Source organism: Xanthomonas vasicola pv. musacearum NCPPB 4379 (assembly GCF_000277895.2).
Classification (GTDB): Bacteria; Pseudomonadota; Gammaproteobacteria; order Xanthomonadales; family Xanthomonadaceae; genus Xanthomonas; species Xanthomonas vasicola.
Genome location: NZ_CP034655.1, coordinates 4606748 through 4633137, shown reverse-complemented (window position 1 = coordinate 4633137; position 26390 = coordinate 4606748). Strand labels below are relative to the sequence as shown.

Genomic DNA, 26390 nt, shown 5'->3' with positions numbered 1-26390 from the left:
TCACCGTCGCCTCAGCCCGGCGCGCCGCTGCTGTGGAAGACTTCCCACAGGTGGCCGTCCGGGTCGGCAAAGCCGTGTTGATACATGAAGCCATCATCCTTCGCTTCGCCGTCGGCCCGCCCACCGGTTGCGCGGGCTTTACTCACTAGCGCATCCACCTCGGCGCGGCTGCTCACCGCCAATGTCGTGATGGTTTCTGTAGCATTTGCCGTATCGCAGATACCTTTGTGGCTGAAACCCTGGAAGAACGGTTTGACCAGCAGCATCGTAAAGACATTCTCGCCCAGGATCAGGCAGGTGGCGTTCTCATCGGTATAGGCCGGGTTGAACGCAAAACCCATGGCGGTGAAGAAGGCTGACCGGCAGGTTGACGAAAATTGGCGTGATCATGCGGGGTCTCCTGCGGCGTGAAGTGGCGTGGTCATCACAGGCTCCGGTCACGGCCGTTGACCAGCCATTGGACACCGAAGCGGTCGGTGCACATGCCGAAGCCTTCGGCCCAGAACGTTTCGCCAAACGGCATCTGGATCTGACCGCCTTCGGCCAACGCCGCATACGCGCGCTCGGCCTCAAGGTTATCGTCGAAACCAAGCCCGACCGACACCGGTTTGGCGCCCTGCAACTGCTGGCCCGGTGGCATGTCCGAACCCCATCAGCAGTGGGCCATTCGCTCCAGCGAGCGTCACATGCATCACCAGGTCCGCTGCCGCAGCGTCGATCGACGTGTCAGATCCAGCGTGTGGCGGCATTTGTGCTTAAGTGGTCAGCATCAGTTCGCCGCCCAGCACGTGCCGGTAGTGCGCGAAGGCCGCGCGGCAAGTGCCTTCAAAATACAGATAGGGCGTAATGTGCATCGGCAGTCCTTTGGAAGCAGGTGGGCTACGGCGCGGAGTGCTGCGTGCGGTTCTGTCCAGCCATAGCAGGCCGATGTCGTCGGCCATCAGGTCCGGTTGCAGGTCGAGATCGCTGCGTGCATTGCCGGGGTGGGCATGCGCCGCAACCAGCGCAGCCTACTCCCGGCACGCCCATGTCCAGTAGTCGCGATCGCTTGAACACGCGCGGCGCACCGGCCGCGCTCAGCGATTGCCGATGACATTGCTGCGCGGGCGGATCGCATGCGGATGTGTCTGCGTGCAAATACGTGCGAGGACCACTCATGGATCACCACGCAGGCGAACGCGTCTGCGCGCTGCGCCGCAACGCTCTGAAGACCGCAATCGGGCCGTGCGACCGATTGCGGCGAACCCTCAGTGCGCTTGTGCCGCCGGACGCCGCGCCGCAGCGCGTTCGGCACGGCGTGCGCGACGTGCTTTCCAGCGCTCGCTCAGGCACGAGAAGATCACATACAGCGCCGGGGTGCTGAGCAGGGTCAGGCTCTGCGAGAACACCAGCCCGCCGATCATTGCGATGCCCAGCGGGCGACGCAGCTCCGAGCCCTCGCCCAGGCCCACCGCCAGCGGCACGGCGGCCAGGATCGCCACCATCGTCGTCATCATGATCGGGCGGAAGCGCACGATCGACGCCTCGCGTGCGGCCGCACGCGCATCCATGCCGTGCACGCGCTGCGCCACCAGCGCGAAGTCGATCATCATGATGGCGTTCTTCTTGACGATGCCGATCAACAGCACCAAGGCGATCATCGAGATCACCGACAGTTCGGTGTTGGTGATGAACAAGGCCAGCAGCGCGCCGACGCCGGCAGCCGGCAAGGTGGACAGAATGGTCACGGGGTGGATCAGGCTCTCGTAGAGCATGCCCAGCACGATGTAGACGGTGAGCACCGCCGCCAGCAGCAGAATGCCCATCGAATTGGCGCTGAGCTGCACGTTGAAACTGTTATCGCCACTGAGGCGGATGCCGTCGGGCATGCGCAAGCCGTCCACGGTGGACTTGATGATCAGATCCGCCTCGCCCGTGCTCACGCCCGGCGCCAGGTTGTAGCTCAGATCCATCGTGGTGTACTGGTTTTCATGGATGATCTGCGGCGGCGCCAGGCCCGGAACCTGGGTGGCGACGGCGGTGATCGGCACCATTTGGCCGGCTCGGTTGGGCACGAAGATCTGGTCCAGCGCCTTGGGCGTGGCGGTCTGCGACGGCAGCGCATTGACCACCACGCTGTACTGATTGAGATCGGAATAGATGGTGGAAATGGAGCGCTGACCGAACGCGCCATACAGCGCGCCATCAATGGCGCCGACCGTAATGCCCAGGCGCGCGGCCTTGGCGCGGTCGATCACGATGTTCTGGCGCAGGCCCGAGGTGTCCACATCAGTGCCGACATCGCGCAGGCGTGGATTCTTCTTCAGCGCGGCCTGCAGTTTGGGCAGCCATTCCTGCAACTGCGCCAGGTCGTTGCCCTGTAGCGAGACGCGGTATTGCGCGCCCTGGCTGGTACCGCCGCCGCCGTCGCTGGGCAGGTCCTGGATCGCGCGCAGGCGCAGGTCCAGATCCGGGTAACGGTCGGCCTTGGCGCTCAGGCGCGCAACCACGTCTGCGGTGGTATCACGACGGCCTTCATCGCGCTTTTTCAGCTCGATATTGAACGATGCGCTCGATCCCTGACGGCTGGAGCCCAGGCGTGCGCCAACGGTTTTCACCGCTGGGTCGGCCATCAGCATGTCGGTGATGCGGCGCTGGCGGCTGACCATGTCGGCGAACGACACCGTGGCACTGGAATTGGCGCGGCCCCAGATCAGGCCGGTATCCTGCGCGGGAAACGACCCCTTTTTGACTGCGCTACCCAACAAGATGGTGGCAGCGATCAGCAACAACGGCGTCAACGACAGCAGCAGCGCGTGGCGCAGCGAGAAGTCCAGCGCCACCGTGTACGCACGCAACATGCGGTCGTGCATGCGGTCCAGCCAGGCACCGAAACGGCTGGGCTTTTCTTGCTCAGCATGTGCCGACAAGAAGCGGCTGCATAGTGCCGGCGTCAACGTCAGCGACACCAGCATCGAGACCACGATTGCCGCCACCAAGGTCACTGTGAACTCGCGGAAGAACGCGCCGATCATGCCGCTGGCGAACAGCATCGGGATAAACACCGCCACCAGCGAGGCGGTGATGGAGACGATGGTGAAGCCGATCTCGCGCGCACCAGCCAACGCGGCGTCCATGCGCGACATGCCTTCGTCCAGATGGCGCATGACGTTTTCGATCACCACGATCGCATTGTCGACCACGAAGCCAATTGCGATCACCAACGCCAGCAGGCTGAGGTTGTTCAAGGTGAAGCCGAGCATGTACATCACCAGCGCCGAACCAGCCAGCGACAGCGGCACGGCCACCGCGGCGATCAGCGTTGGCGCCAGCCGGCGCAGGAACAGCGCCATGGTCAGGATCACCATCGCCAGGCTGATCATCAGCGTTACCTGTACCTCGTGCAGCGAGGCGCGAATGGTGGGCGTGCGGTCGAAGTAGGGCGTCAGCGTGGTGCCGGGCTGCAGATAGCTACGCAACTCGGGAATCTGTGCCTTCACCTGGTCCACGGTTTCGACGATGTTGGCGCCGGCGCGGGTGAAGGCATACATCACCACTGCCCGTTTGCCGTTGAACCAGGCAGCTTGATAGGCATCCTGTTGACCGTCGTAAACGGTGGCCACATCGCCCAGCCGCACGATGCGTCCGTTGGACTGGGTGGCGATCGCCAGCTGCGCAAAATCGGCGGCCTTGGATACCGAATCGTTGGCGATGATGGCCATGGTGGTATTGCCGTCGGACAGGAATCCGGTCGGCGAGGTGACATTGGCTGCGCGCACGGCATTGCGCAGATTGTCCGGGGTCAGGCCCAGCGCGTTGAGCGCACGCAGATCCACGTCCACTCGCACTGCAGGCGTGGAGGCACCGGCGATATCCACCGAGCTGATGCCGGTGATCTGGCGCAACCGCTGCGCCAGCAGCGAATCGGCAACGTTGTAGAGTTCATCGGCCGATTGCGTGTCCGAAGTGAGCGCGATGGCGATCACCGGGTCGTCGTTCGGGTTGGCCTTGGAGTACATCGGCGTGCCGAGCCCGGAGGGCAGGTCCGACTGCGATGCATTGATCGCAGTCTGGATGTCCTGCGCGGCCGAATCGATTTTGCGACTGCTCTGGAACACCAGCACGACCAGGCTGCTGCTCTCCGAGCTGGAGGAGCGCATGCGGTCGATACCTGGCAATTGGCCCAGGTGACGTTCCAGCGGTGCGGTGACGGTGGAGGCCATGGTGCTGGCGTCGGCACCGGACTGCGTGGCATGCACGAAAATAATCGGAATCTGGATGTTCGGCAGTGACGCCACACCCAGCCGCAGGTAGCACATCAATCCGATCACGAACAAACCGATCGCCAGCAACGAGGTGCCGATCGGGCGCTTGATGAAGGGCGCAGAGATGTTCATGGGGTGACTGCCGGGAATCGGGAATCGGGATTCGGGAATCGGCGAAAGCCAACGCTGCGTGCGAGCAGACGATGCTGAGGACGAGCAGACCCAACAGCGATGACGTCACCGGTCATCATGCCGAGCGCTCCGACGTGGATGCTGCGGTGATGCCGTCACGCTGCGCCGCGCGTCGCGCACGCCATGCACGCAGCCGCTCGCCGCCGCGTTCCATGTACAGATAGATCACCGGGGTGGTGTACAGCGTCACCAGCTGCGAGAGCAGCAGGCCGCCGACAATGGCGATACCCAGCGGGCGGCGCAGTTCCGAGCCGATACCGGTGCCCAGCGCCAACGGCAATGCGCCCAGCATGGCGGCTGCGGTGGTCATCATGATCGGACGGAAGCGCAGCAGGCAGGCGCGCCGGATCGCATCGTGCGCGTTCGCCCCTTCGCGGCGTGCGTCGATGGCGAAGTCGATCATCATGATGGCGTTCTTCTTGACGATGCCGATCAACAGCACGATGCCGACGATGCCGTCCACCGACAGGCTTAGCCCGCACATCATCAAGGCCAGCAATGCACCGACACCGGCCGGCGGCAGCGTGGAGATGATCGTCAACGGGTGGATGTAGCTTTCGTACAACACGCCCAGCACGATGTAGATCACCACGATCGAGGCCAGTAGCAGCCACACGATGTCGGTCTGGCTGCCGGTGAATTCGGCGGCCTTGCCGACGAACTGCGCATGCACCTGGGTCGGGATCTTGAGCGCTTCGCGTGCCTTCTCAATTGCCGCCACGGCCTGCGACAACGAATGCCCAGGCGCCAGATTGAACGAGATGGTGACGGCCGGCAGCTGCTGCTGGTGGCTCACCACCAACGGTGTGTTGGTGACCTTGGCTTCGGCCAACGCGGCCAGCGGAATGATGCTGCCCGCACCAACCACGATGCCGGTGTTCTGCGCGCCCACACCGGTGGCCGTGGACGAGTTGGACGAGGTCACCTGGCCGAAGCTGGTGGCGTTGGTGCCGGTAAGCGCGCCGCTGCCGTTGCTGGCCACTGCCAGCTGATTCATCAACGCGGTGCTGGTACGAAATTCCGGCGCCACTTCCAGCACCACGCGGTACTGATTGAGTTCGGTGAAGATGGTGGAGATCTGGCGCTGGCCAAACGAGTCGTACAGCGTGTCGTCGATGGTCTGCATCGGCACGCCGAGCATGCTGGCCTTGTCGCGGTCGATGCTCAGTTCCAGCGCACGCCCCTGGTTGGCCAGGTTGTTGTCCACGTCCGCCAGCTCGGGCAGTTTGCGCATTGCCTCGGTCATGCGCCCTGCCCAGGTGGCCAGCTCGCTGCTGTCCACGTCCGAGATCGAATACTGGTATTCGGTCGCGGCCACGCGCGTGTCCAGGGTGACGTCCTGCACCGGCTTGAGGAACAAGGCCACGCCCGGAATGCCGACCACGGCTTTCTGCAGGCGCGGCAGCACCTCGTCCAGGCCCTCGCGGTCGCTGCGTGTCTTCAGTACGATCGACAGCTGGCCCTGGTTGAGCGTGGGGTTCATGGTGCCGGCGCCGATGAAGGCGGCCACGCCGGTCACCGCCGGGTCTTTCTGCAATGCGGCGGCCACCGCCTGGGTGCGTTGTTCCATCTGCGGGAACGCCACGTTCTGGTCGGCCTGCACCACGCCGGTGATCAGGCCGGTGTCCTGCTCGGGCAGCAAGCCCTTGGGGATTGTCACATACAGCACCACCGTCAACGCTACCGCGCCGATCGCCACGGCCAGGGTCAGCGGTTGATGGGCAAGCACCCAGTCCAGGCTGCGCTCGTAAGTGCCCACGGTGCGCGTCCACAGATTGCGCTTGCCGGCGGCGGTCGCGCGCTCGTGCGCGTCCTCGCCTTCGGGCAGGGCATCGGGCTTGAGCAGGTAGGCGCACATCATCGGTGTCAGCGTCAGCGACACCAGCATCGAGATCACCACCGCGATCGACAGCACCCACGCAAACTCGTGGAACAGCCGCCCGGTCACGCCCGGCATCAGCAGCAGCGGCAGGAACACCGCCACCAGCGACACGGTCAGCGACAACACGGTGAAGCCGATCTGCTTGGCACCGATTTCGGCCGCTTCCGGCCCGCTCTTGCCCTGTTCGATGTAGCGCACGATGTTCTCGATCATCACGATCGCATCGTCGACTACGAACCCGGTCGCCACCACCAGCGCCATCAGCGACAGGTTGTCCAGCGACATGCCCGCGAAGGCCATCACCCCGAAGGTGCCCGCCAGCGACAACGGCACCGCCACCGAGGGAATGATGGTGGCCCACAGCCGGCGCAGGAACACGAAGATCACCGCCACCACCAGCGCAATGGTCAGCACCAGGGTGAACTTCACCTCATGCACCGAGACGCGAATGGTTTCGGTGCGGTCGGAGAACACCTCCAGATGTACATCGGCCGGCAACACCGATCGCAGCTGCGGCAGGATGTTGCGGATCTGCTCCACCGTCTGCACGATGTTGGCGCCGGGCTGGCGGCGGATCTCCAGCAGCACCGCCTGTTTGCCGTCGGCCCAGGCGGCAAGCTGATCGTTCTCCACGCCATCGACCACGTTGGCTACGTCGGCAAGCCGCACCGGGCGGCCGTCCTTGTAGCTGATGATGGTCTCGCGGTACTGCGCCGCGTCGGTGAGCTGGTCGTTGGTGCCAATACTGTATGACTGGGTCTTGCCGTTGAGCGAGCCCTTGGGCGCACTGACGTTGGTCTGGGTCAGCGCGCTGCGCAGCGACTCCATGGTCAGGCCCATGTTCGACAGCTGCGCCGGGTTGACCTGGATGCGCACGGCAGGGCGCACGTTGCCGGCGATCGACACCAGGCCCACACCCGGCACCTGCGACAGGCGCTGGGCCAGAATCGCATCCGCATAGCGGTTGATTTCGCGCAGCGGCAGCGAATCGGAGGTGAGCTTGAGCGTGAGAATTGCCGCATCGGCCGGATTGACCCGGTTATAGACCGGCTGGTATGGCAGCGAGGAGGGCAGGGTGGCCTGACGGATCGCCGCCTGCACATCCTGCGAGGCGATATCGATATCGCGCTCCATCGAGAACTGCAGAATGATCGTGGACAGACCTGCCGATGAATCGGAGGTCATCATCTGCAGGCCGGAGATCTGCCCGAACTGGCGCTCCAGCGGCGTGGTCACCAGCGAGGCCATGGTGGTCGCATTGGCGCCGGGGTACTGGGTGGTGACGACCAGGCTGGGGGCGTCGATTTCCGGCAATGCAGAGACCGGCAGTTGACGGTAGCCCAGGATGCCTAACAGCAGGACGCCGGCCATCAACAACGAAGTGGCGATCGGGCGGCGGATGAAGATGGTCGAAAAGCCCACGGGGGGGTGTCCTTGCTGAAGACGTCAAGCGAAGCCGGCGCATGCAGCGCCGACGCACATCGGCGACGGAGGTTCCGTCGCCGTTGGTCGAGAGTTAGCGCGGACCGCCGCCACGGCGGCCGCCGGCGCCACCAGCACGGCTCTGTTTGTCCTTCGCGGCCTTGAGTTCGGCTTCGGTCGGCTCCGGCGGTGTTTCGCCCGGCTTGAGCGCGCTGACCTTGCTGCCCGGTTTCAGGCGGAACTGGCCTTCGGTCACCACGCGCTCGCCGGGCTTGAGGCCCTTGGTCACCTGCACATGGCTGTCGTCCACCTCCACGCCCTGCACCACGGTGCGCATCTGTGCGGTGTTGTCGCTGCCCACCACGTAGACGTAATCGCCGTCAGGGCCGCGCTGTACCGATTGGGTCGGCACCACAGTGCCGCCGGTGATGGTGCGCAGCTGCAGGCGCACGTTGACGAACTGACCCGGCCACAGCGCGTTATCGGTGTTGGCGAAGATCGCGCGCGCGCCGAAAGTGCCGCTGTCGGCGGAGATGCGGTTGTCGATCACATCCAGCTTGCCGTCGCTGCTGATCACATGCGCATCGCCGCGATCCAGCGCCGCCACCGCCAGCGGCGCCGCCGTTTGCCCGGTACGCACTGCCTGCAACTCACGCTCGGGCAGGTTGAAAGACACGTAGATCGGGCGGATCTGGGTCAAGGTGACGATCGTGGAGCTGCTGCTGACGATGTTGCCCACGTCCACGCCACGGATGCCGGCGATGCCGTCGATCGGCGCAGTGACGCGGGTGAACTGCAACTGCACCTGTGCCGAGCGCATCTGCGCATCGTTGGCCGCAACCGCGGCCTCGTATTGGGCAACCTGGTTGCGTTGGGTATCCAGATCCGTGCGCGAGACGTATTGCTTGTAGGCCGGGTCGTTGGAACGCTGATAATTCACCCGCGAGGTGGCCAACAGCGCCTGGTTCTGGCGCTTGGCCGCCAACGCCTGGTCGTAGCTGGCCTGCAGCGTGCGCGGATCGATCTGCGCCAGCAGATCGCCCTTCTTCACTTCCTGGCCTTCCTTGAAGTTCAGGCTCATCAACTGGCCGCCCACCTGCGGGCTGACGGTGACCGTATTGAGCGCGGTGACCGTGCCCAGCGCGCTGGCATAGACCGGCACATCCTGCGTGGAGGCCGCCACCACCGTCACCGGGACCGGGCCGCTGTTGTCCGGGTCATTGCCGTCCGGCGCGCCTGCGCGCTTGCCATGATTGCCCCCACCCATCATCCGCATTGCGACGAACACCACGACAAACACCGCTACAACCAGCGGTGTGATCTTCCAAAAACGCGACATGCGACAACTCCTGAGGGCGGGCCGGGCGCGTGGGTGCGACCGTGGGGCGGCTGTGCAAAGCATATCGTTGCGCTCTACCGATTGAACGTTACTGAAGTAACGGCTCGGCCGGCGAAACGGCCGCAACGTTCACACTTGCACTGCAGCGGCAACGCGCCACGGCTACCGCGGTTGACCGCCGGGCTGAATCGGGCCCCACTGCAGCCCATCCGGCGCGCGCCTGCACTACATTAAGAAACCACCTTTCGAGGATTGCCGATGCGCCCCTCCCGTCTGCTGACCAGCGCGCTGCTGCTCGCCCTGCCCACGCTCGCCGCTGCGCAGACCGCGCAACGGCCCGAAGTCCAGGCCGCCGCCGCCCCGCTGCAGGCCAAGGTGGTGCAATGGCGCCGCAACTTCCACCAGCACCCCGAGCTGTCTAACCGCGAAGAGCGCACCGCCGCCACGGTGGCCGCGCAGCTGCGCAAGTTGGGCCTCAAGCCGCGCACCGGCATCGCCCATCACGGCGTGGTGGCCATCATCAAGGGCGGCAAGCCCGGCCCGATGATCGCGCTGCGTGCGGACATGGACGCGCTGCCGGTGAAAGAGCAGACCGGGCTGCCGTTCGCCTCCAAGGCCACCGCCGATTACCGCGGCGAGCAGGTTGGGGTGATGCATGCCTGCGGCCACGACGCCCACACCGCCATCCTGCTCGGCGTGGCCGAGGCGCTGGTCGGCATGCGCGACCAGTTACCGGGCGAAGTGATGCTGATCTTCCAGCCTTCAGAAGAAGGCGCGCCCGGCAACGAAGAGGGCGGCGCCTCGCTGATGCTGAAGGAAGGCCTGTTTGCCGACTTCAAGCCGCAGGCGGTGTTCGGCCTGCATGTGTTCTCCAGCGTGCAGGCCGGCAAGATCGCCGTGCGCGGCGGCCCGCTGATGGCGGCGTCGGATCGCTTCGCGATCAAGATGATCGGCCGCCAGACCCATGGCTCGGCGCCGTGGAACGGCATCGACCCGATCGTGGCCAGCGCCGACATGATCGGCGCCGCGCAAACGGTGATCAGCCGTCGCGCCAACCTGTCCAAGCAGCCGGCCGTGCTCAGTTTCGGCGCGATCAAGGGCGGCATCCGCTACAACATCATCCCCGACGATGTGGAAATGGTCGGCACCATCCGCACCTTCGACGCAGGCATGCGCCAGCAGATCTTTGCCGATCTCAAGAACGTGGCCGAACACACCGCCGCCGCGCATGGGGCCAAGGTCGAGGCGCAGGTGCCGGATCAGCCAGGCAACCCGGCCACCGTCAACGACCCCGCACTGACCGCCAAGATGCTGCCCAGCCTGCAGGCCGTGGTGGGCGCCGACAATGTGTACGAACCGCCGTTGCAGATGGGCGCGGAAGATTTCTCTTTCTACGCCCAGCAGGTGCCGTCGATGTTCTTCTTCGTCGGCTCCACCGCCAAGGGCATCGACCCGGCCACCGCGCCCAGCAACCATTCGCCGCAGTTCCTGCTGGACGAGTCGTCGCTGGATGTGGGCTTGCGCGCGCTGCTGCAGGTGTCGCTGGATTATCTGCATCAGGGTGAAGCGGGCTGAATCGGGAATAGGGAATCGTCTGCGGGCTCGGCGATTCCCTCCTCCTGCGGCGGTGCGGGGTGATTGGGTACGCGCGGTGAACTGCAAGTGGTTCGTTGGCTCCGCGATGCGCCTGCCCATACACCTCAGGGCCAGCCCGTGCGGCCTAAAATGGGCAGATGAATACCCCAGAAGATTCCACCCTCGGTCGTGAGGTCGCCTATCCAAGCGGCTACGACCCGTCGTTGCTGTTTCCGATTCCGCGTGCGGCCGGGCGCGAGGCGATCGGGCTGAGCGGCGACTTGCCGTTTATCGGCCGCGATCGCTGGCATGCCTACGAACTCAGCTGGCTCGATGCGCAAGGCAAGCCTTGCGTGGCCACCGCCACCTTGCATGTGCCGTGCGACTCGCCGGCGCTGATCGAATCCAAATCGCTCAAGCTGTATCTCAATTCGCTCAACGCCACCCGCTTCAACAGCGCCGAAGCGGTGCGTACCCGTATTGCCACCGATCTGTCCACGCGCGCGGGTGCCGATGTGGCGGTGGAATTCGGCCTGCCGCCGATCGACGCGGTAGGCGAGGGTGAATCGATCGATGCGCTGGATGTCAGCATCGACGATTACGGCCCGCCAAATGCCGCGTACCTCGCCGCACACGCCCAGCCCGTGGTGGAAGAAGTGCTGACCTCTGCCCTGCTCAAATCCAACTGCCCGGTCACCGGTCAGCCCGATTGGGCCAGCGTCACCCTGCGTTACCGCGGCGCACCGATCGACCGCGAAGGGCTACTGCGCTATCTGGTGAGTTTCCGCGACCACGCCGAATTTCATGAGCAATGCGTCGAGCGCATTTTCAATGACGTGCTGACGCAGTGCGCACCGGAGTGGTTGGTAGTCGAGGCCCGTTATACGCGCCGTGGCGGCCTGGACATCAATCCGCTGCGCAGCTCGCCGAGCGTGCCGACGCCGCTGTCTTTTTTTCGGGACCTGCGCCAGTAAGCGCCACTGATGGAATCGCGCCAGCTTCACAGTGGCGCGATCCACGCTTAACGGCGCCCCGCGCACCCTGCTGACACCGCGATGCACAGGGATTGCAGCAATGAGTGTCGACAAGAAAGCAGATTTTTCCAACGTCACCTCGTCGGTCGACAGTACCGCTGCGGTGACGCCCGCGCCCGATTTTTCCAATGTGCGCACCAGTGTGCAAAGCACCGCGCAACGCGTTGAAGAATCGGTCACCGTGCAAGCTGGCGACAGCCTTTCCAGTATCGCCAAGCGCCATCTGGGCGACGGCAATTTGTGGCCACGTATTTTCGAAGCCAACCGTGAAACGCTGCAGGACCCGGACAAGATCTTCCCCGGGCAGGTACTGCGCCTGCCTGCAAAGTCGTAATCGCAGGCCGGCTTCCAGTCGTTGGCGGCGACACGATTCAACCAAACCTAGAAACCCACTTGAACACGGCGACTGCAGATGTTCTGGCTATCGGAGAATCGATTTATGCGTATTACCTCTGTATCGAGCAGCTTGGCCCTCGCCTTGGCCGGCGTTCTCGCAGTGGCTGGCTGCAAGAAGGCCGACGACGACAGCGTTTCCAAGGACCCCACTTCCGGTGCCCCGACCAACGCGATGCCCGGCCCGGCTGCCACCCCGCCGGCGAGCGATCAGGCTGCCCATGGCAGCGCCACCGGAGCGGCCAGCACCGATGGCGGCGCTGCGACGGGTAGTGCAGTGACGGTCTCCAGCGTGGCCGTCGGCACCCAGGCCGCAGCCGACAAGACGGTGACGCCGGCCACCAGTGTCGGCAGCAAAGACACCATCATCGTCTCGGTCAAGACCGACGGCAGCGCGAGCAACGTGGCCCTGTCGGCGAAGCTGGCCTACCAGGATGGCCAGGTGGCCGGCGAACAGAACGCGACGTTGAACACCACCGGTGCCGAAACCACCAACCTGAGCTTCAGCAAGCCCGATGGCTGGCCGGCCGGCACCTACACCGCGCAGGTGATGGTGGACGGGAAGCTTGCAGGCACGCCTCAGACGATCATCGTCAAATAATGGTGCTCAAGCGTTGATGGACGGAGCCCAATTTTTGATCTGCGTGCGTATTGATCCGTGCTACATGCAGGCCTCAAGCGTCTCCAACCTGCACCTGGTCAGCGTCCGGCTGGCGGGCGAGTCTAAAGTGTTTCAATCTACGCGTCTGTGAGGGCGCGACCCTGCGCCACGTGCCGAATCATCAACGGGCCGTTGTTTCAATCCACGCGCCCGGCAGGGCGCGACTCTTGCCGGCCCTTCTTGTTCGGGTACGCAGACCAGTTTCAATCCACGCGCCCGTGAGGGCGCGACTTGAGCGCGAGGCTACGCCGGGCGCCTTCGTGCCTGTTTCAATCCACGCGCCCGTGAGGGCGCGACCATCCACTATTTCCGCAGCCGAGCCATATTGATCAACGTTTCAATCCACGCGCCCGTGAGGGCGCGACATGATGCGGGTGACGTTGGCTGCGACCTTGGAAACGTTTCAATCCACGCGCCCGTGAGGGCGCGACCGCCAAGCCGGGGATGCAACCATGACTCCGGAGGAGTTTCAATCCACGCGCCCGTGAGGGCGCGACCCGGTGGGCAGCAGCAGCCAGAACGTCGCCAGCGAGACGTTTCAATCGACGCGCCCGTGAGGGCGCGACCGGCCCGCACCGGCCACACAAAACGAGGATGGGGATGTTTCAATCCACGCGCCCGTGAGGGCGCGACATCGGCCTGTATGCTGGTAAGGGTTGCAAAGGTGTTTCAATCCACGCGCCCGTGAGGGCGCGACCTACACCAACGGAGGCCGCTACCATGTTTGACAAAGTTTCAATCCACGCGCCCGTGAGGGCGCGACAACTCTGCAATCTCGCGTGCGCCATGCAGCACAGGTTTCAATCCACGCGCCCGTGAGGGCGCGACTGGCGCAGAATGATGCGCTGCTGGTACAAAAGAGTGTTTCAATCCACGCGCCCGTGAGGGCGCGACCACCCCTCTGCACTCTCGTCAAAGTACCAAGTCTTGTTTCAATCCACGCGCCCGTGAGGGCGCGACCACCCCTCTGCACTCTCGTCAAAGTACCAAGTCTTGTTTCAATCCACGCGCCCGTGAGGGCGCGACTTGCCTCTGCGGACCTAGGGGCGGCAGATGTGTACACGTTTCAATCCACGCGCCCGTGAGGGCGCGACTAGGTCAGCCGCCTGCATTCTTCGCTATCACTTAGGTTTCAATCCACGCGCCCGTGAGGGCGCGACCTGCATCCATGCTTGGTGGTTCTGTGCATCCTGCAGTTTCAATCCACGCGCCCGTGAGGGCGCGACCGTCAGCACCAGCTTATTGTCTGACAGTCTCCCAGTTTCAATCCACGCGCCCGTGAGGGCGCGACCTGTAACGAGCCGCCAGCCTGCGAATCCACATTGCTGTTTCAATCCACGCGCCCGTGAGGGCGCGACTGTGTACTGGCACTGGTTCGAACACGCATAGCTCGTTTCAATCCACGCGCCCGTGAGGGCGCGACGTCTCCTGCTTGCCCTTGCTGAAAAAGCCGACAAAGTTTCAATCCACGCGCCCGTGAGGGCGCGACTTTTGCTCGGCCATAGGGCCTCCTTATTTTGTGTTTCAATCCACGCGCCCGTGAGGGCGCGACTACGTGGATACAGCTAAGGGGGAGCTAATCCGCCAGTTTCAATCCACGCGCCCGTGAGGGCGCGACTCAAAGGGCCCCAATGGCTGGGACAGTGCAGTGCCTGTTTCAATCCACGCGCCCGTGAGGGCGCGACAGTATCAGCTAGCCCGCTTTGCTGGTGGTGCTAAGTTTCAATCCACGCGCCCGTGAGGGCGCGACTTCAGGCCCACCTCTACGTTGGCATGCTTGCTAAGTTTCAATCCACGCGCCCGTGAGGGCGCGACGGACAGATCTTGCTCAACCACATTGTGCTTACCTTGTTTCAATCCACGCGCCCGTGAGGGCGCGACCCACGGCAAGTTCGCTGGTAAGGCTCTCTGGCGAGTTTCAATCCACGCGCCCGTGAGGGCGCGACTCAACTAGGTAGTCCATCAGGAACTCTCCATATTGGTTTCAATCCACGCGCCCGTGAGGGCGCGACCCGTACTGCAGTAGGCACTATGCAGTGACCTGTACTGTTTCAATCCACGCGCCCGTGAGGGCGCGACGCTTCCCCGGTTATGTCAAGGCCCTGCCACAGTGGGTTTCAATCCACGCGCCCGTGAGGGCGCGACGCTTGCATAGGGGCTGATGGTTGTCCAATGCCCAGTTTCAATCCACGCGCCCGTGAGGGCGCGACGCAGAGGGAGTACAACAGATGCACCGCCAAAATCTGTTTCAATCCACGCGCCCGTGAGGGCGCGACCACTGGACGGGAGACCCAAAGACAGGCGAACGCAAGGGTTTCAATCCACGCGCCCGTGAGGGCGCGACCAGTTCATTGGGCATGAGGACATTATTCAGGACTGGTTTCAATCCACGCGCCCGTGAGGGCGCGACTCCCTTCGGAAGGTACGTAACCTGGCAGGGCTTCAGGTTTCAATCCACGCGCCCGTGAGGGCGCGACGCAGATCCAGACGCCCCGGAAGACTTGCGTTGGTTGTTTCAATCCACGCGCCCGTGAGGGCGCGACCGGTGCGAATCGGTACGGTTATGACAAGGTGGACTTGGTTTCAATCCACGCGCCCGTGAGGGCGCGACGCCAACTCTTACCAAGGTAGACAGACACACCAGGTTTCAATCCACGCGCCCGTGAGGGCGCGACCATATGATCAAGAGAGTGGTGAACGCCTGCTAAAGGTTTCAATCCACGCGCCCGTGAGGGCGCGACATGTCGTCATTGTTTCGTGTTCTGCGTAGAACTGGTTTCAATCCACGCGCCCGTGAGGGCGCGACGCTATGCCATGACTCAACTAAGGCTGTGGAGGAGCGTTTCAATCCACGCGCCCGTGAGGGCGCGACGGCCAGGTCAGCGGTGGGGTAGGAGCCTAGGTGAAGTTTCAATCCACGCGCCCGTGAGGGCGCGACGCACTTATTTTATCCCTAGTTTCCTGTGTATGCCTGTTTCAATCCACGCGCCCGTGAGGGCGCGACCCTGTATGCAAAGGCAGAGCAGACCCTTTACCTGACGTTTCAATCCACGCGCCCGTGAGGGCGCGACCCGCACGCGGAAGTCGCGAACCACATCGCCATGCTTGTTTCAATCCACGCGCCCGTGAGGGCGCGACTTGCACCGGTCGGCGTGTGTAGTCGATTGGTGGTGGTTTCAATCCACGCGCCCGTGAGGGCGCGACGCGTCTAGACAGGAAGAGTGTGCGCGCCCTGGCAGTTTCAATCCACGCGCCCGTGAGGGCGCGACACAGGAGGCCGATAGCGAGCGAGATCCACAGAGGGTTTCAATCCACGCGCCCGTGAGGGCGCGACGCGCACTGACCATCGCCAGGCAAGCATTTGCCTGTTTCAATCCACGCGCCCGTGAGGGCGCGACCCCCCTTAGCATAAGTGTTTGCCATCGTTGCTAAAACACGGGCAATTGCGCGGACTTGCTGAAAAAAGCAGTCGAGAAGTCGTCATGCGGCCCCGTGAATCCGCTGTCTATTTATTTTTTTGTTGCAAATCAGTTGCTTGAGGAGACTGCGAACCTGCCCGGTTTTTATGGGGCGCTTGGGGTTCGCGTCAAAAAATCAGTGGGCCTTTGAGGTTCAGGCTGGGCTTGGCGCCGATGTGCTCCACGCGGGTCTCCCATTTCGCGCCAAGGTGATAGAACCGCAGGCTGTCCAGGGCCGGGTCGATCAGGTCGCATAGCTGCTGCCGTAATTCAGTCCATTGGGCAGGCTCGACTTCGATCTCGAAGACCGAGAATTGCACGCGCTGGCCACGGTCACGGCAGGCTTTGGCGACCTTGCGCAGGCGCTTCTCGCCGCCGGGAGAACTGGTGCTGACGTCGTAGCTGACAAGAATCATCATGGGGCTTGAGTCGCGTCATTTCCAGAAGAAAGAGGGGTAGCCATCCAGATCGCCACGCAGGTGCCGTGCCATCAACTGTGCTTGCACAAAGGGCAGTAGGCCGATGTCGATCTTTTCGCCCAGGAAGGCATGTTGAAGCTGTTCGCGTTTGCGCTCCTGGTAGGCGATCAGCACCGTCTTGCGCGCATCATCCTTGAGAAGAACCGCGCCGTTGTCGAAGACCTGGAAGTCGCGCTCGTTCAATTGCCGGCGGTTGATCAGCGACAGTGCCAAGCGCTCGCCAAGCAAGGGCCTGAATTCCTCTGCCAGGTCCAGGGCTAGGCTTGGCCGTCCTGGTCGGTCGCGATGCAGAAAGCCGACTGCCGGGTCCAGACCAACCGTTTCCAAGGCCGAACGGCAATCGTGGGTCAGCAAGGTGTAGAGAAACGACAGCAACGCATTGAAGGCGTCGCGCGGTGGGCGGCGATTGCGTCCGCCAAAGCGCAGCAGCGGCGCCTCGGTGCGCACCAGCTGGCCGAAGACGCCGAAATACGACTGCGCTGCCTCGCCTTCCAGGCCACGCAGCACGTCAACACTGGTCTCGATGAGCAGGCGCTGTGGAATGCGCTTGAGCCGCTTGAGTGCGTGTTGAAAGGCGGGGATATCAATCATGCGCTCGCCGTGGTCGCGCCAGCCGCGCGCCAGGACGGCACGCTGGTTGTGGATTTTTCCTGCCAGCAGGTGACGCACAATCGCGGCGCAACGCACGGGATCGTCGCTGCATCGGTACTGTTCGCGGCGAAGCAGCACATTTCCGGACACCGGGCCTTCGACACGCGCGAGAAAGCGCCCTTGCGGAGTCAAATAACAGATGCTGATGCCTTGCTCGGCACAGAAGCCGAGTAACTGAGGCGAGACTCCGACACGTCCGATGCAGACGATGCTCTCCAGCATGTGAACCGGCAATCGTGTGCGTTCTTGCCGCTCCACATTCAGGACGACATTGGCACCGTCCTTGTGCAACCAGGCACCATCGGTGGTGACATACAGGGTGTTGAGTTGGCGGCGCATCGTCATTCCTCTTCAGCATCGAGTTGTCGACGCAGCCAGGTGTCCACGCTGCCGCAGCCGAGCAGGCGCGGCTGACACAGGTCGATCAATGAACAGGCATCGCAGCGTTTGCTGTCATAGCGCGCACCGGGCGTCAGGCCATGAGACAGCAGTGCACGGGTTTCGGCGATGGTGCGCTGCGTGAGCTCGCGCAGCGCTGGATCGAAGACCACGTCCTTGCGCCTGCGAGTCTGCCCGTAGAACAGCGCGCCGGCGTCTACTGGGCGTTTGAGCATGCTCTCCAGACACAGTGCCTGGGCACACAGCTGTACCTCATCGGCCCGGTGCGACTTGGGTCGGCCCCGTTTGTACTCCACGGGGAACGCGAATTCCCCTGCGGGATCGTGATGGAACTCGACCACATCGGCCTTGCCCGTGATGCCCAGTTCGAGCGCCAGCAGCGGCATCGCGGTGACGGTGCGCACGCCACGCCTGCGCTGCGTGTGTGCCACATCGGCACGTTCGTGCAGCAGCCGGCCTTCAGCGGTGTGCCTGTTCTCTGCCCATTGCCGTTCGACATGGATCAGCGCGCATTGGCGCGGGCAGTATAGGTAGTGCTGTAGGGCAGAGAGCGGGATCAGGTCGTCGTCGTCCATGGTCCCGCTCTCCTGATTGTCAGAACAGTTCGGTCACGCTTACGCCGGCAGGAAGCGCGTGGTCTATCACCACCCGGTAATCGGAAAAGCTGCGTGCCGGTCCCTGGTCCGCCTGGTCAATACGCTCGACCTTGACCTTGTCGAAGAGCACATGCGCCGGTGCGTTGCCCATCGGGTGTTCGTGTTCGAATACGATCAGTTTGCGTGCGGCCATCTCGCCGCGTGCGGCCGAGCGGTCGTGCTCGAAAAGATTGGTCAATGCGCGCCACAGCAGTTGCAGGTCTTCCTCGGAGAAACCGGTACGCTCGGCCAGCTTTGCCGACACAAAGCCATGCGCGCGATACAGGCCGTAGGGCAGAATGTGCTTGCGGCCCATGGTGCGCTCCTTCTCCAGGTCTTTCTCGTTGGTCACCGCCATGCGGGTGATCGATACTTCCAGTGGCAATACCGGTTCGACCGAAGTGGCGAAGGCCAGTTGCACCGGGCCGCGGACCTGGCCGGTATTGATCTCGGTGGTCATCACCGCGCCGAAGGTGCGTACGTCGAAGAAGTTACTGCACATCCACGAGGTGAGTTCTTGGGCCTTGGCCTGGTCCTTGGGGAGCTTCTTGTACTTTTCCTTCTCGTCCGGCGGAATGTTCAACGCCTTCCAGGCCAGTTCGTGTTGACTATTGAGCACCGACTTCTCCCGCATGTAGATCGCGTGGCCGGGCTGGCCTTCCTGCTCAAGCGCCACGTAGTTGCGGATCTTGCGCTTGAGCGCCACGTCGGTGACCAGGCCGCGGTTGGTCTCCGGGTCCAGGCGCGGCAGGTTGCCGGCGTCGGGGTCGCCATTGGGGTTGCCGTTGGTCACGTCGAACAGGTAGACGAATTCATAGCGGTGGGCGATGGCGCTCATGCGGGTTCTCCTTCGGAAGCGGTGTCTGGGGCGTCCTGGCCGTTGTTGCGGGCGAGGCGCGCCTGGGTCTGGTGGTAGTAGCCGATGGCGAAACGGCCTTGCTCATGGATGGGCAGGCTGCGCGGGAAGCTGGCGGGAAGTGCGTCGATGATCTGGCCGACTTCTTTTTCCAGGTTCACCGCCAGGCCCGCCTTGTCTTTGCGCAGCTTGCCGAAGTGGTTCTGCGCATTGCGCAACAGCACCGGGAAAATGCTCGCCGGGGTTGCAGAGGCGGCGCCGTAGTAACGGTCGCGGATGGTGGCGTTGACCTGCCCGCCCAGTGCGGTGCGTTGCAGGTTTTCCAGCGATGAGAACAGCCGGCCCAGCAAGTAGCCGGGGTCGGTATTGGCGGTATCGAGACTCACGGGGGGCTCTCCCTTGGTGGATGACAGTCCTTGTTGCGTGTTCAGACGTGCCTCGCGTGCCAGTACGGCCCGGCACAAGGCCACGCGCAGCGGGTTGACCTGCCCATCGGCGCGGAAGCGCATGACGATGCCGCCGAGCAGGCTGCGCGGATAGCGGGTGCCGGCGAGGATGGCGCGGGTGACTTCGCCGGCCAGCAGCGGCGAGACGTCCTCGGCCTTGGGCTTGCTGTGCTCACCGTAGACCGGCGCGGTCTGCAGGGCGAGAAACTGCGGCGTAGGCGGGCGTTTCCAGGCTGGCGGCTCGAGCGTGAGGTCCTGGTAGTGGGCAGCTAGCCGTGCGGCAAAGCCGGCCAGCGTCTGCGTTTCCCAGAAGCGGATCGACAGGCGCGAGGCGTTGGGTGCCAGGCCCAGTACGAAGATGCGGGCCTCGTCGTCCAGTGCGTCGTCCATTTCGCGTAGTGGACGTGCCTGTCGCACCTGCTCCAGTGCCAGGTGCAGGCGCTGGGTGGCCTGGCCGTCGGCGATGCCAGGGCCTTCTGTTTTACCACCGCGCAGGAAATCGGCGATCAGATCTTCGGCCTCCTCAGCGTGCGCGGTCGTCCTGGCCTGCGCCCAGAACACCACCGTACTGTCGCCGATCTGCAGCCGCTGCCGGTTGCGTGGGTCGCGACGCAGTAAATGGTTGAGCGCGGTGGTGTAGGCAAAGGTGGCCTGTTCGGAGATTGGCGCGTTCTCGCCCTGGTTTTTGCCGTAGGAGGTGAAGGCGTCGAGATTGAACGAAACAATTGATGCGCCGGAACTCTGTGCTCCATTGACGCCCTTGACCGGCGGATGCAGCCGAGCCAGCGGCGCGAAATGGCCACTGATCAGGCAGATGCCGGACACGCCGTCGGCGCTTTGGCCTTGCAGTCGCTCCCATGCCGCGCGCGCCGCGGCGCGCTGATGCAGATAGCCGGTGTCGCCCTCCAGGCGGAACACCAGGTTGGTATCCAATAGCGCCTCGCCGTACCGGGAAAACTGTGGATGATCGGCGAATTGCGCGGGCGACCAGGTGTCGAGGAACGTCAATAGCGCACGCAGGCCGGGGTCTTCGCTGCCGCCCAGCGCCTGCTGGTGCAAGGTCTTGAATGCAGCGTGCTCCTGCGCGCTGCGCTTGCTGCTGGCACTGACGCCGAGCGCGTAGCTGGTCTTGTCCCACAGGAAGAACGGATTGGTCCCGATTCCGGGGCGTTTGAATGACGCGGGCACGGAAACTGACTTCGGAATTCGCTTCTTGCCTTCGTAGTCATGTTCGTCCTCCACGGCCACAACGCGGCCACCGCCGTCCAGCACGATGGCGTAGCCGATCTTCTCCTGGCTGTAGCCGGGCGCGGCGATCCCCGATGTGGGATCGTCCAGCAGCCGGTGGTAGTAGTCGGCAAGTGCGGACAGGATCATGCGCGCACCCCACCGTTTTCCGGCGCTGGCACCTCGACCCGGCCATCGACCATGCGTGCGCGGAAGAAGCGCGGGGTCATGCCGTCGGCAAAGTCGATGTCGTGCAGCATCCAGCCCAGGTCGCGCTCGCCGGCCAGCGTTGCATCGGCAGCCGGCATCGCCGCGTCGTCCTCAATCAGCGCGAAGCTGGCCGGAAATTCGCGCGTTCCCAGGCACGGGGCCTGGAAGCACTGCCCGCGCCGCGCACGGCGGTTGAAGATGTCCAGGTGCTTGCCGACGTTGTCGTCGGCGCCCGCCTTGTCGGTCAATTCGAAGTGCGCAGCGATCACGTAACCCACCTCGCGCAGGAGCGTGGCGGCGCGTTGTTGGCGGTCCTCCTCGACGTAGCTCACCAACATATCGGTGCGCCCGGCCTTGATCGCCTTGCTCACGCTGGCGGCAGACAGCTTGCCGCCCACTTCGTTGCGGCGGATCGACTCGAAGCGAATCGGCTTGAGCACCTGAATGCTGTCCACCACCCAGCGGATCGCCGGTTTCCAGTGGATTGCTTCCAGGATGCCGCGCGCCGCCGATGGCGTGATGATGTCGTACGAGACGCGTTCCACCTTCATTTCCGGGCGCGTGAATAGCGCTCGTTCGCCCCAGACGTGGAGCTTCACTCCGTAACTCATCCTTGTTTCCCCAGTTTGGCGTGAGTTAGTTAAATCTGCTCCATTCAAATCTCAATAGCTGAGATTTAAGTGTAAAAACTCTCCCTTGCCGGGAAACCGGCGAGGGAGAGATGGCAGATCCCTACGGGTAGGGTTGTCAGTGTTTCAATCCACACTTCTTGAAATTGGGGAAGTGACCTGCTATTGCCTAAATATGCCGCTGACGTTAGCGTGTTCGGCGCATGGCGCTTGAAACGCGCCATGCGCCGAAAGCTTCAGACTCTTCTGATCGAATGGTGGCTAACCATCACTACCTCCTGCCGACGCAGTCGGCACTGGGCCTATCCCGCCAAGGAGCGGCTTTCGGTTCTCGGCGGTCGCCGCTGCAACGGCGACCGTCGTTCTTTTACCGCGTGTTTGTTGCTTTTGCAAGATCTAAGTGTACCCTTCGGGTGGTTTTTCAGTGAAGGTGAATTTGATGAGTCTTGGAGAAGGAAGATGTCTGTTCAATAGACAAGAGCCTCGGCTGCCAGGAACTGTGGGCTGTCGTCCCAGCGCAGCCCGCATCGCGGGTCGTACAGTCTTGGATTGACCAGTCTCACGAACTGTTCGCCATAGCGCGCCTGTGCCACCGGGGCGATGGCATTGGCCTGCCACAGCGCGCGGTAGGCCTGCTCGGGCACCTGCACCAGCCACGGCTGCAGTCGACGAGCGGCGCCGGCTACGCCCAAGTGTTCTGCATGTTCGAGCTGGCGCAGGATGTCGGCCACCTCGGGCACCTCTTTGTCGCAGCCTTCGGCGTAGGGAGCATACGGTACGATCAGCGGCCGCATGGTGGTCTGGATCATCTTGAATTTCCGCGCCAGGGTGTCCAGCGGCAAACCCTTGATGTCGGCATCGCGCAGCAGGCCGAGCACGTCCTCGCAGTCGAGCCGTCCATCGCCCAGGCGACGATACAGTTCCGCGAAGTAGGCAGTGACTGAGTCCATCGCCAGCAGATCGTCGCGGTGGGTACGCTCGATGCCACGGAAGACCTCTGCAAACAGGTCTAGTTCCTTTGGCGGTGCCCAGTCGGGATTGGCCGGCGTGAACACCTGCACTTGGCTGACCTCTACCGGCCGCAAGCCTTCGCGGTTGCAGCGGCCGGCAGCCTGGGCGATGGAATCCAGACCGGCTTCAACGCGCAGCACCGTTGGGAAGTCCACGTCCACCCCCGCTTCTATCAAGCTCGTGGCGACCAGCCGGCATGGCCGGCCTGCTTTCAGGTCTTCGCGCAGTTCGGCCAGCACCGCGCTGCGGTGGCGCGCGTGCATCAGCGTGGTCAAGTGCCTTGCACCGGGTCGGTCGGCGATCGCGTCGAACAGGTGCCGCGCGTGGCGACGATTGTTGACAATGCACAGCACCTGTTCGCGTTGCCGGAGGTGGTCGGTCAGCGCAGCGTCGTCGAGCGTGCCGACGTGGCGCACCTGGACGCGTCGTAGCCGTGCATACAGCGCCGGTGGGTCGTCCACCAGCTCTCGCACGTGGTCCAGACCCCCAGCGAAGCCCTGATCCAGGCGCAGCGTGGGTTGCGTGGCGGTGCACAACACCGGACTGACCCGGTAGTTGCGCGCCAGTTCGTCCAGTAGCGCCACGCACGGGCGCAGCAATGCGTGCGGTAGGGTCTGTGCTTCATCCAGAACCACCACGCTGCCGGCGATGTTGTGCAGCTTGCGGCAGCGGGAAGGACGATCGGCGAACAGGCTCTCGAAGAACTGCACTGCGGTGGTAACGACGATCGGCGCATCCCAGTTCTCCATGGCCAATTTGCGCTTGTCGATGGATTGCGGTGCCTTGGTCGGATCGTCGAAGAAGGCGCTGTGGTGTTCCAGCACGATGTCGTCGCGCTCCTGCACGCCCAATGCGTGCCGAAACACCTGCACCGTCTGTTCGACGATGCTGGTGAACGGAATCACATAGATCACCCGGCGCAATCCATGGGCGATGGCATGGTCCAGGGCGAATCCGAGTGAAGCCAGCGTCTTGCCGCCGCCGGTGGGTACGGTGAGGGAGAACAGACCAGGACGCATGCCGGCCTTGGCACGAACTTCGCTCAGGATCTGCGCGCGCAAGGGGTTGATGCCGCCCTTGGTGGGCAATGTAGCCAGGTGCGCATCAAGGCATTGCCGTAATTCTGGCAGGATCGGACGCGTGCCGGTTTCCTCCGCACGCGACTGGCGCCCTTCCAGGCGGCGATAGAAATCGTCGGTATCGGTGAAGTCGGCATCGACCAGGCAGGAGAAGATCATCCGCGTCAGGACCGTGAGCTGGAAAGGGCGACGTTCCTGGCGCGGATGACCAATAAAGCCGTCCGGCAACGCCAGCTTGGCCGGCAGTGACAACTCCCGTTCCCAGTCCGACAGCAGCGGTGGCAGTTCCCGTTCGCGGTAGTCCTCTGATAGGCGCTCGTGCAGCGAAGGGCGTGATTGCGCTGGGTGTCCTGGTCGTCCATCGGCCAGGCCGGCGTGATGGCCGGCGATGCCGTACGCGAGCAGGGTGCCGGCGGTGCCATAGCGCTCGCAGGCGATCCGAGCGCCCCAGGTCGCATGGTCGACACGGGCCGGGTCACCGTCCAGCCGGGCCTGAAATTTCTGCGTGTACTTGCCAAGGTCGTGCAGTTGTCCGGCCAGACCGGCCAGAAGTTGGCCTCCAAACGGTGCGGCATTCCTGGCGGCGCGTTCGCCGACGGCGAATAGGTGATCGGCCAGCCGTTGCCAATCGCTGCGATCCTGCCGCTTGCTCGAATGCGCAAACAATTCCATGGCGTTGCTCCATTTGGGGCCTTGGTGAGAGCAGGCCGATGCTGTCTGCCCCTGCAGCGGAGCGTCTGCATCGCGCCGCCGCTGTGCATCAGCGCGGTTTCTGCCGATGCGCGCCGCATCTGGTCGCAGTCTGCGGCTGTCCAATCTCGCTGCTGTGCATAACCTAGGGTGCAGGAAACCGCTTGTGCAGTAATTCAATGAACGTGCGTTTGACGCGGTATTGCTGGCGCAAGCGGACAAGTTCGGCGTGGAATGCGGCATGACCCTGCCCACCCTGTTGCTGGTAAAGGCGCTGCAGCGTGGGAAGCAGCCTGATCGCCGCCACGTAGCCCTGGCGATCAGTGCGCTCGATGTGCATGCCGATCATGGTATGGCAAATCCTAAGCGCGGCGGCCGGGTCGCACGTCTCGGCCGCCGGCAGCAGGTGCTCCAAGGTTCCCAATGGGAGCTTGCGCGTCTGGTCGGCTGCCAGTTCCAGCGCGCGCTGTATCTGTCCCTCGGCGAGCAGCAGACTGATGCGGGTATCGTGCGCATCGATGAAGCGCGGCACCGCTTTGGTGTCCAGCGCCTGCAATGCACGTTCGCGCCATGCCTCCCAGGCGTCCAGCAGCGATGCCGCCTCTTGCAGGGCCAGGTAGGTCTCTTCGTTGGGCATGAGCAGATACGCCTTCCAGCGTAACGTCAACGCATCCTCAGGAAAGCCATCACGCACGTAAGCTGTCGCCAACGCGGCCAGCAGGCGGCCGTCTTGCGGGTCGGCCTTGACGCCGCGTTCCAGCCACTCCAAGGCCTGGCGCTGGCGCCCGTGTTCGCCACAGCGGCGCGCCATCTCCAGGTGATCCCAGCCGCTGGAACAGGTGTGGGCGAAGAACTCCAGCATGGCATCCACGCTGCCGCCGCAACGCGCGGTGTCTTCGAGTAGCGACTCGGCCGACAGTCGCCGCGCCCGGTTGCCGCGGGCATGCAGGATCTCCAGTGCCGCGTGTTGCAGCCGTGCGATGTCCGTAGCGCTCAGCAACGCGGCATAGTCCCGCAAGGGGCGCAGCAGGCTCCATTGGTCGAGCATGCGCAGCTTAAACAGGCGATCGCCGAGCGTAGCGGTGCCGGCTGCACGCGCGGCCTCCAGGTGCGCATGTCCCAACACACGCAGGCGCTCGCCCAGATCGCCGCGCGAATCGTCGACCTGTTCGTAGATCGCCAGCAACCGTTTGAACGCGTACTCGTGCAGATCTAGCGCCGCCAGCGGGTCGCGTTGCCGCGCCTGCTCCAGTAATGACGGCAAAACACTCAACCGCTTGCTATAGGCAATGGTGGCGCTCCAGTCCATGTATCGCTTGCGGCCAAGCAAGGTGGAGATCGCCTTGCGCCACTGCTGCAAGGGTGCGACTGCCAGTTGTGCCTGGCTCAGCAGACGCTTGCGCAACTGGGCATCGTTGTCAGCCGACTCCAGGATCAAAGCCTGCAAGGCTTGTGGGGTCAGCGTCGACAACCAGTGCTGCAATACACGATCGCTGGATTCGGCCACTGGCATGCCGGCAGTCGTGCGCTTGGTGCGTTTTTGGGAGTTGGGGTCGGCACTGGTCCGTGCCCAGCTGAGGGCAACGGCCACCTGGTGCTTGCAGAATTCCGCTTGCTGACCGATTGGGCAGTCGCAGCGCCCCCGCAAGCTGCCATTTCGCCAGACCAGCTCCACGGCATAGTCGTCGCTACCGCTGACGATAGCGTCCACCCGCAGCGGCTCAACCGTCTGCAAGGTGACGCGTTCCTGATCTGCATAGACCAGGCCGCGCGCATAGTAGCTGGGCGTGGTGATGCCGAGCAGGAAGGAACGATCGAGGTCGGCAGGCGAAAAGCGGGCTGTCATGCAGGTATGGGCGAAATCCGCGCCAATGGCGC

At 63.6% G+C, this 26390-nt stretch carries 18 protein-coding genes and 1 CRISPR repeat array; of the genes, 4 read left to right on the top strand and 14 right to left on the bottom strand.

The window, feature by feature from the left end:
- Positions 1-11: 11 nt before the first annotated feature.
- The 6 genes from KWO_RS21355 to KWO_RS21330 all read right to left on the bottom strand — a co-directional run bounded on the left by KWO_RS21355 (position 12) and on the right by KWO_RS21330 (position 9079).
- A complete protein-coding gene (locus tag KWO_RS21355) occupies positions 12-341 on the bottom strand; it encodes a VOC family protein (RefSeq protein WP_010380023.1) in 330 nt (109 codons plus the stop codon).
- An 83-nt stretch (positions 342-424) separates the two neighbouring features.
- The gene (locus KWO_RS21350) at positions 425-640 is read right to left on the bottom strand and encodes a VOC family protein (RefSeq protein WP_017113408.1); all 216 of its coding nucleotides are present in this window, start codon (positions 638-640) and stop codon (positions 425-427) included.
- A 115-nt stretch (positions 641-755) separates the two neighbouring features.
- Positions 756-941, bottom strand: coding sequence for a hypothetical protein (locus KWO_RS21345; protein ID WP_017113407.1), 186 nt, complete (start codon positions 939-941; stop codon positions 756-758).
- A 306-nt stretch (positions 942-1247) separates the two neighbouring features.
- A complete protein-coding gene (locus KWO_RS21340) occupies positions 1248-4376 on the bottom strand; it encodes an efflux RND transporter permease subunit (RefSeq protein ID WP_010380021.1) in 3129 nt (1042 codons plus the stop codon).
- A gap of 115 nt (positions 4377-4491) precedes the next feature.
- Positions 4492-7740, bottom strand: coding sequence for an efflux RND transporter permease subunit (locus KWO_RS21335; RefSeq protein ID WP_010380018.1), 3249 nt, complete (start codon positions 7738-7740; stop codon positions 4492-4494).
- A 94-nt stretch (positions 7741-7834) separates the two neighbouring features.
- A complete protein-coding gene (locus tag KWO_RS21330) occupies positions 7835-9079 on the bottom strand; it encodes an efflux RND transporter periplasmic adaptor subunit (protein ID WP_017113406.1) in 1245 nt (414 codons plus the stop codon).
- 258 nt (positions 9080-9337) lie between these two features.
- Between KWO_RS21330 and KWO_RS21325 the strand changes: the two genes are divergently transcribed.
- The 4 genes from KWO_RS21325 (at position 9338) to KWO_RS21310 (ending at position 12682) form a co-directional block, all read left to right on the top strand.
- On the top strand, positions 9338-10654 hold the full coding sequence (locus tag KWO_RS21325) for a M20 family metallopeptidase (RefSeq protein ID WP_010363731.1): 1317 nt from the start codon (positions 9338-9340) through the stop codon (positions 10652-10654).
- 158 nt (positions 10655-10812) lie between these two features.
- Positions 10813-11628, top strand: a complete 816-nt coding sequence (gene queF, locus KWO_RS21320) for an NADPH-dependent 7-cyano-7-deazaguanine reductase QueF (RefSeq protein ID WP_017113405.1) — start codon at positions 10813-10815, stop codon at positions 11626-11628.
- Between the two features lie 100 nt (positions 11629-11728).
- Complete coding sequence (locus tag KWO_RS21315; RefSeq protein WP_010380009.1) at positions 11729-12022, top strand: LysM peptidoglycan-binding domain-containing protein; 294 nt, start codon at positions 11729-11731, stop codon at positions 12020-12022.
- Between the two features lie 105 nt (positions 12023-12127).
- Entirely contained in the window at positions 12128-12682 is a 555-nt protein-coding gene (locus KWO_RS21310) for a RodZ family helix-turn-helix domain-containing protein (protein ID WP_017113404.1), read from the top strand.
- Between the two features lie 129 nt (positions 12683-12811).
- A CRISPR array of direct repeats spans positions 12812-16140; the repeat unit is 31 nt; unit sequence GTTTCAATCCACGCGCCCGTGAGGGCGCGAC.
- Between the two features lie 188 nt (positions 16141-16328).
- Here the strand turns inward: KWO_RS21310 and cas2 are convergent.
- The 8 genes from cas2 to KWO_RS21270 all read right to left on the bottom strand — a co-directional run bounded on the left by cas2 (position 16329) and on the right by KWO_RS21270 (position 26358).
- Complete coding sequence (gene cas2, locus KWO_RS21305) at positions 16329-16619, bottom strand: CRISPR-associated endonuclease Cas2 (RefSeq protein WP_005927092.1); 291 nt, start codon at positions 16617-16619, stop codon at positions 16329-16331.
- A gap of 15 nt (positions 16620-16634) precedes the next feature.
- The gene (gene cas1c / locus KWO_RS21300) at positions 16635-17669 is read right to left on the bottom strand and encodes a type I-C CRISPR-associated endonuclease Cas1c (protein WP_026112596.1); all 1035 of its coding nucleotides are present in this window, start codon (positions 17667-17669) and stop codon (positions 16635-16637) included.
- A 2-nt stretch (positions 17670-17671) separates the two neighbouring features.
- Entirely contained in the window at positions 17672-18304 is a 633-nt protein-coding gene (gene cas4 / locus KWO_RS21295; RefSeq protein ID WP_010372410.1) for a CRISPR-associated protein Cas4, read from the bottom strand.
- Between the two features lie 19 nt (positions 18305-18323).
- Positions 18324-19202 (bottom strand): type I-C CRISPR-associated protein Cas7/Csd2, encoded by an 879-nt coding sequence (gene cas7c / locus KWO_RS21290; RefSeq protein WP_010372412.1) that lies wholly within the window; start codon positions 19200-19202, stop codon positions 18324-18326.
- On the bottom strand, positions 19199-21043 hold the full coding sequence (gene cas8c / locus KWO_RS21285; protein ID WP_010381903.1) for a type I-C CRISPR-associated protein Cas8c/Csd1: 1845 nt from the start codon (positions 21041-21043) through the stop codon (positions 19199-19201). Before cas8c ends, cas7c begins: the two co-directional genes overlap by 4 nt.
- Positions 21040-21714, bottom strand: coding sequence for a type I-C CRISPR-associated protein Cas5c (gene cas5c / locus KWO_RS21280; protein ID WP_026113148.1), 675 nt, complete (start codon positions 21712-21714; stop codon positions 21040-21042). Before cas5c ends, cas8c begins: the two co-directional genes overlap by 4 nt.
- 485 nt (positions 21715-22199) lie before the next feature.
- The gene (locus tag KWO_RS21275) at positions 22200-24494 is read right to left on the bottom strand and encodes a CRISPR-associated endonuclease Cas3'' (RefSeq protein ID WP_010381913.1); all 2295 of its coding nucleotides are present in this window, start codon (positions 24492-24494) and stop codon (positions 22200-22202) included.
- A gap of 163 nt (positions 24495-24657) precedes the next feature.
- Positions 24658-26358 (bottom strand): SWIM zinc finger family protein, encoded by a 1701-nt coding sequence (locus KWO_RS21270; RefSeq protein WP_010372422.1) that lies wholly within the window; start codon positions 26356-26358, stop codon positions 24658-24660.
- Positions 26359-26390: the final 32 nt, after the last annotated feature.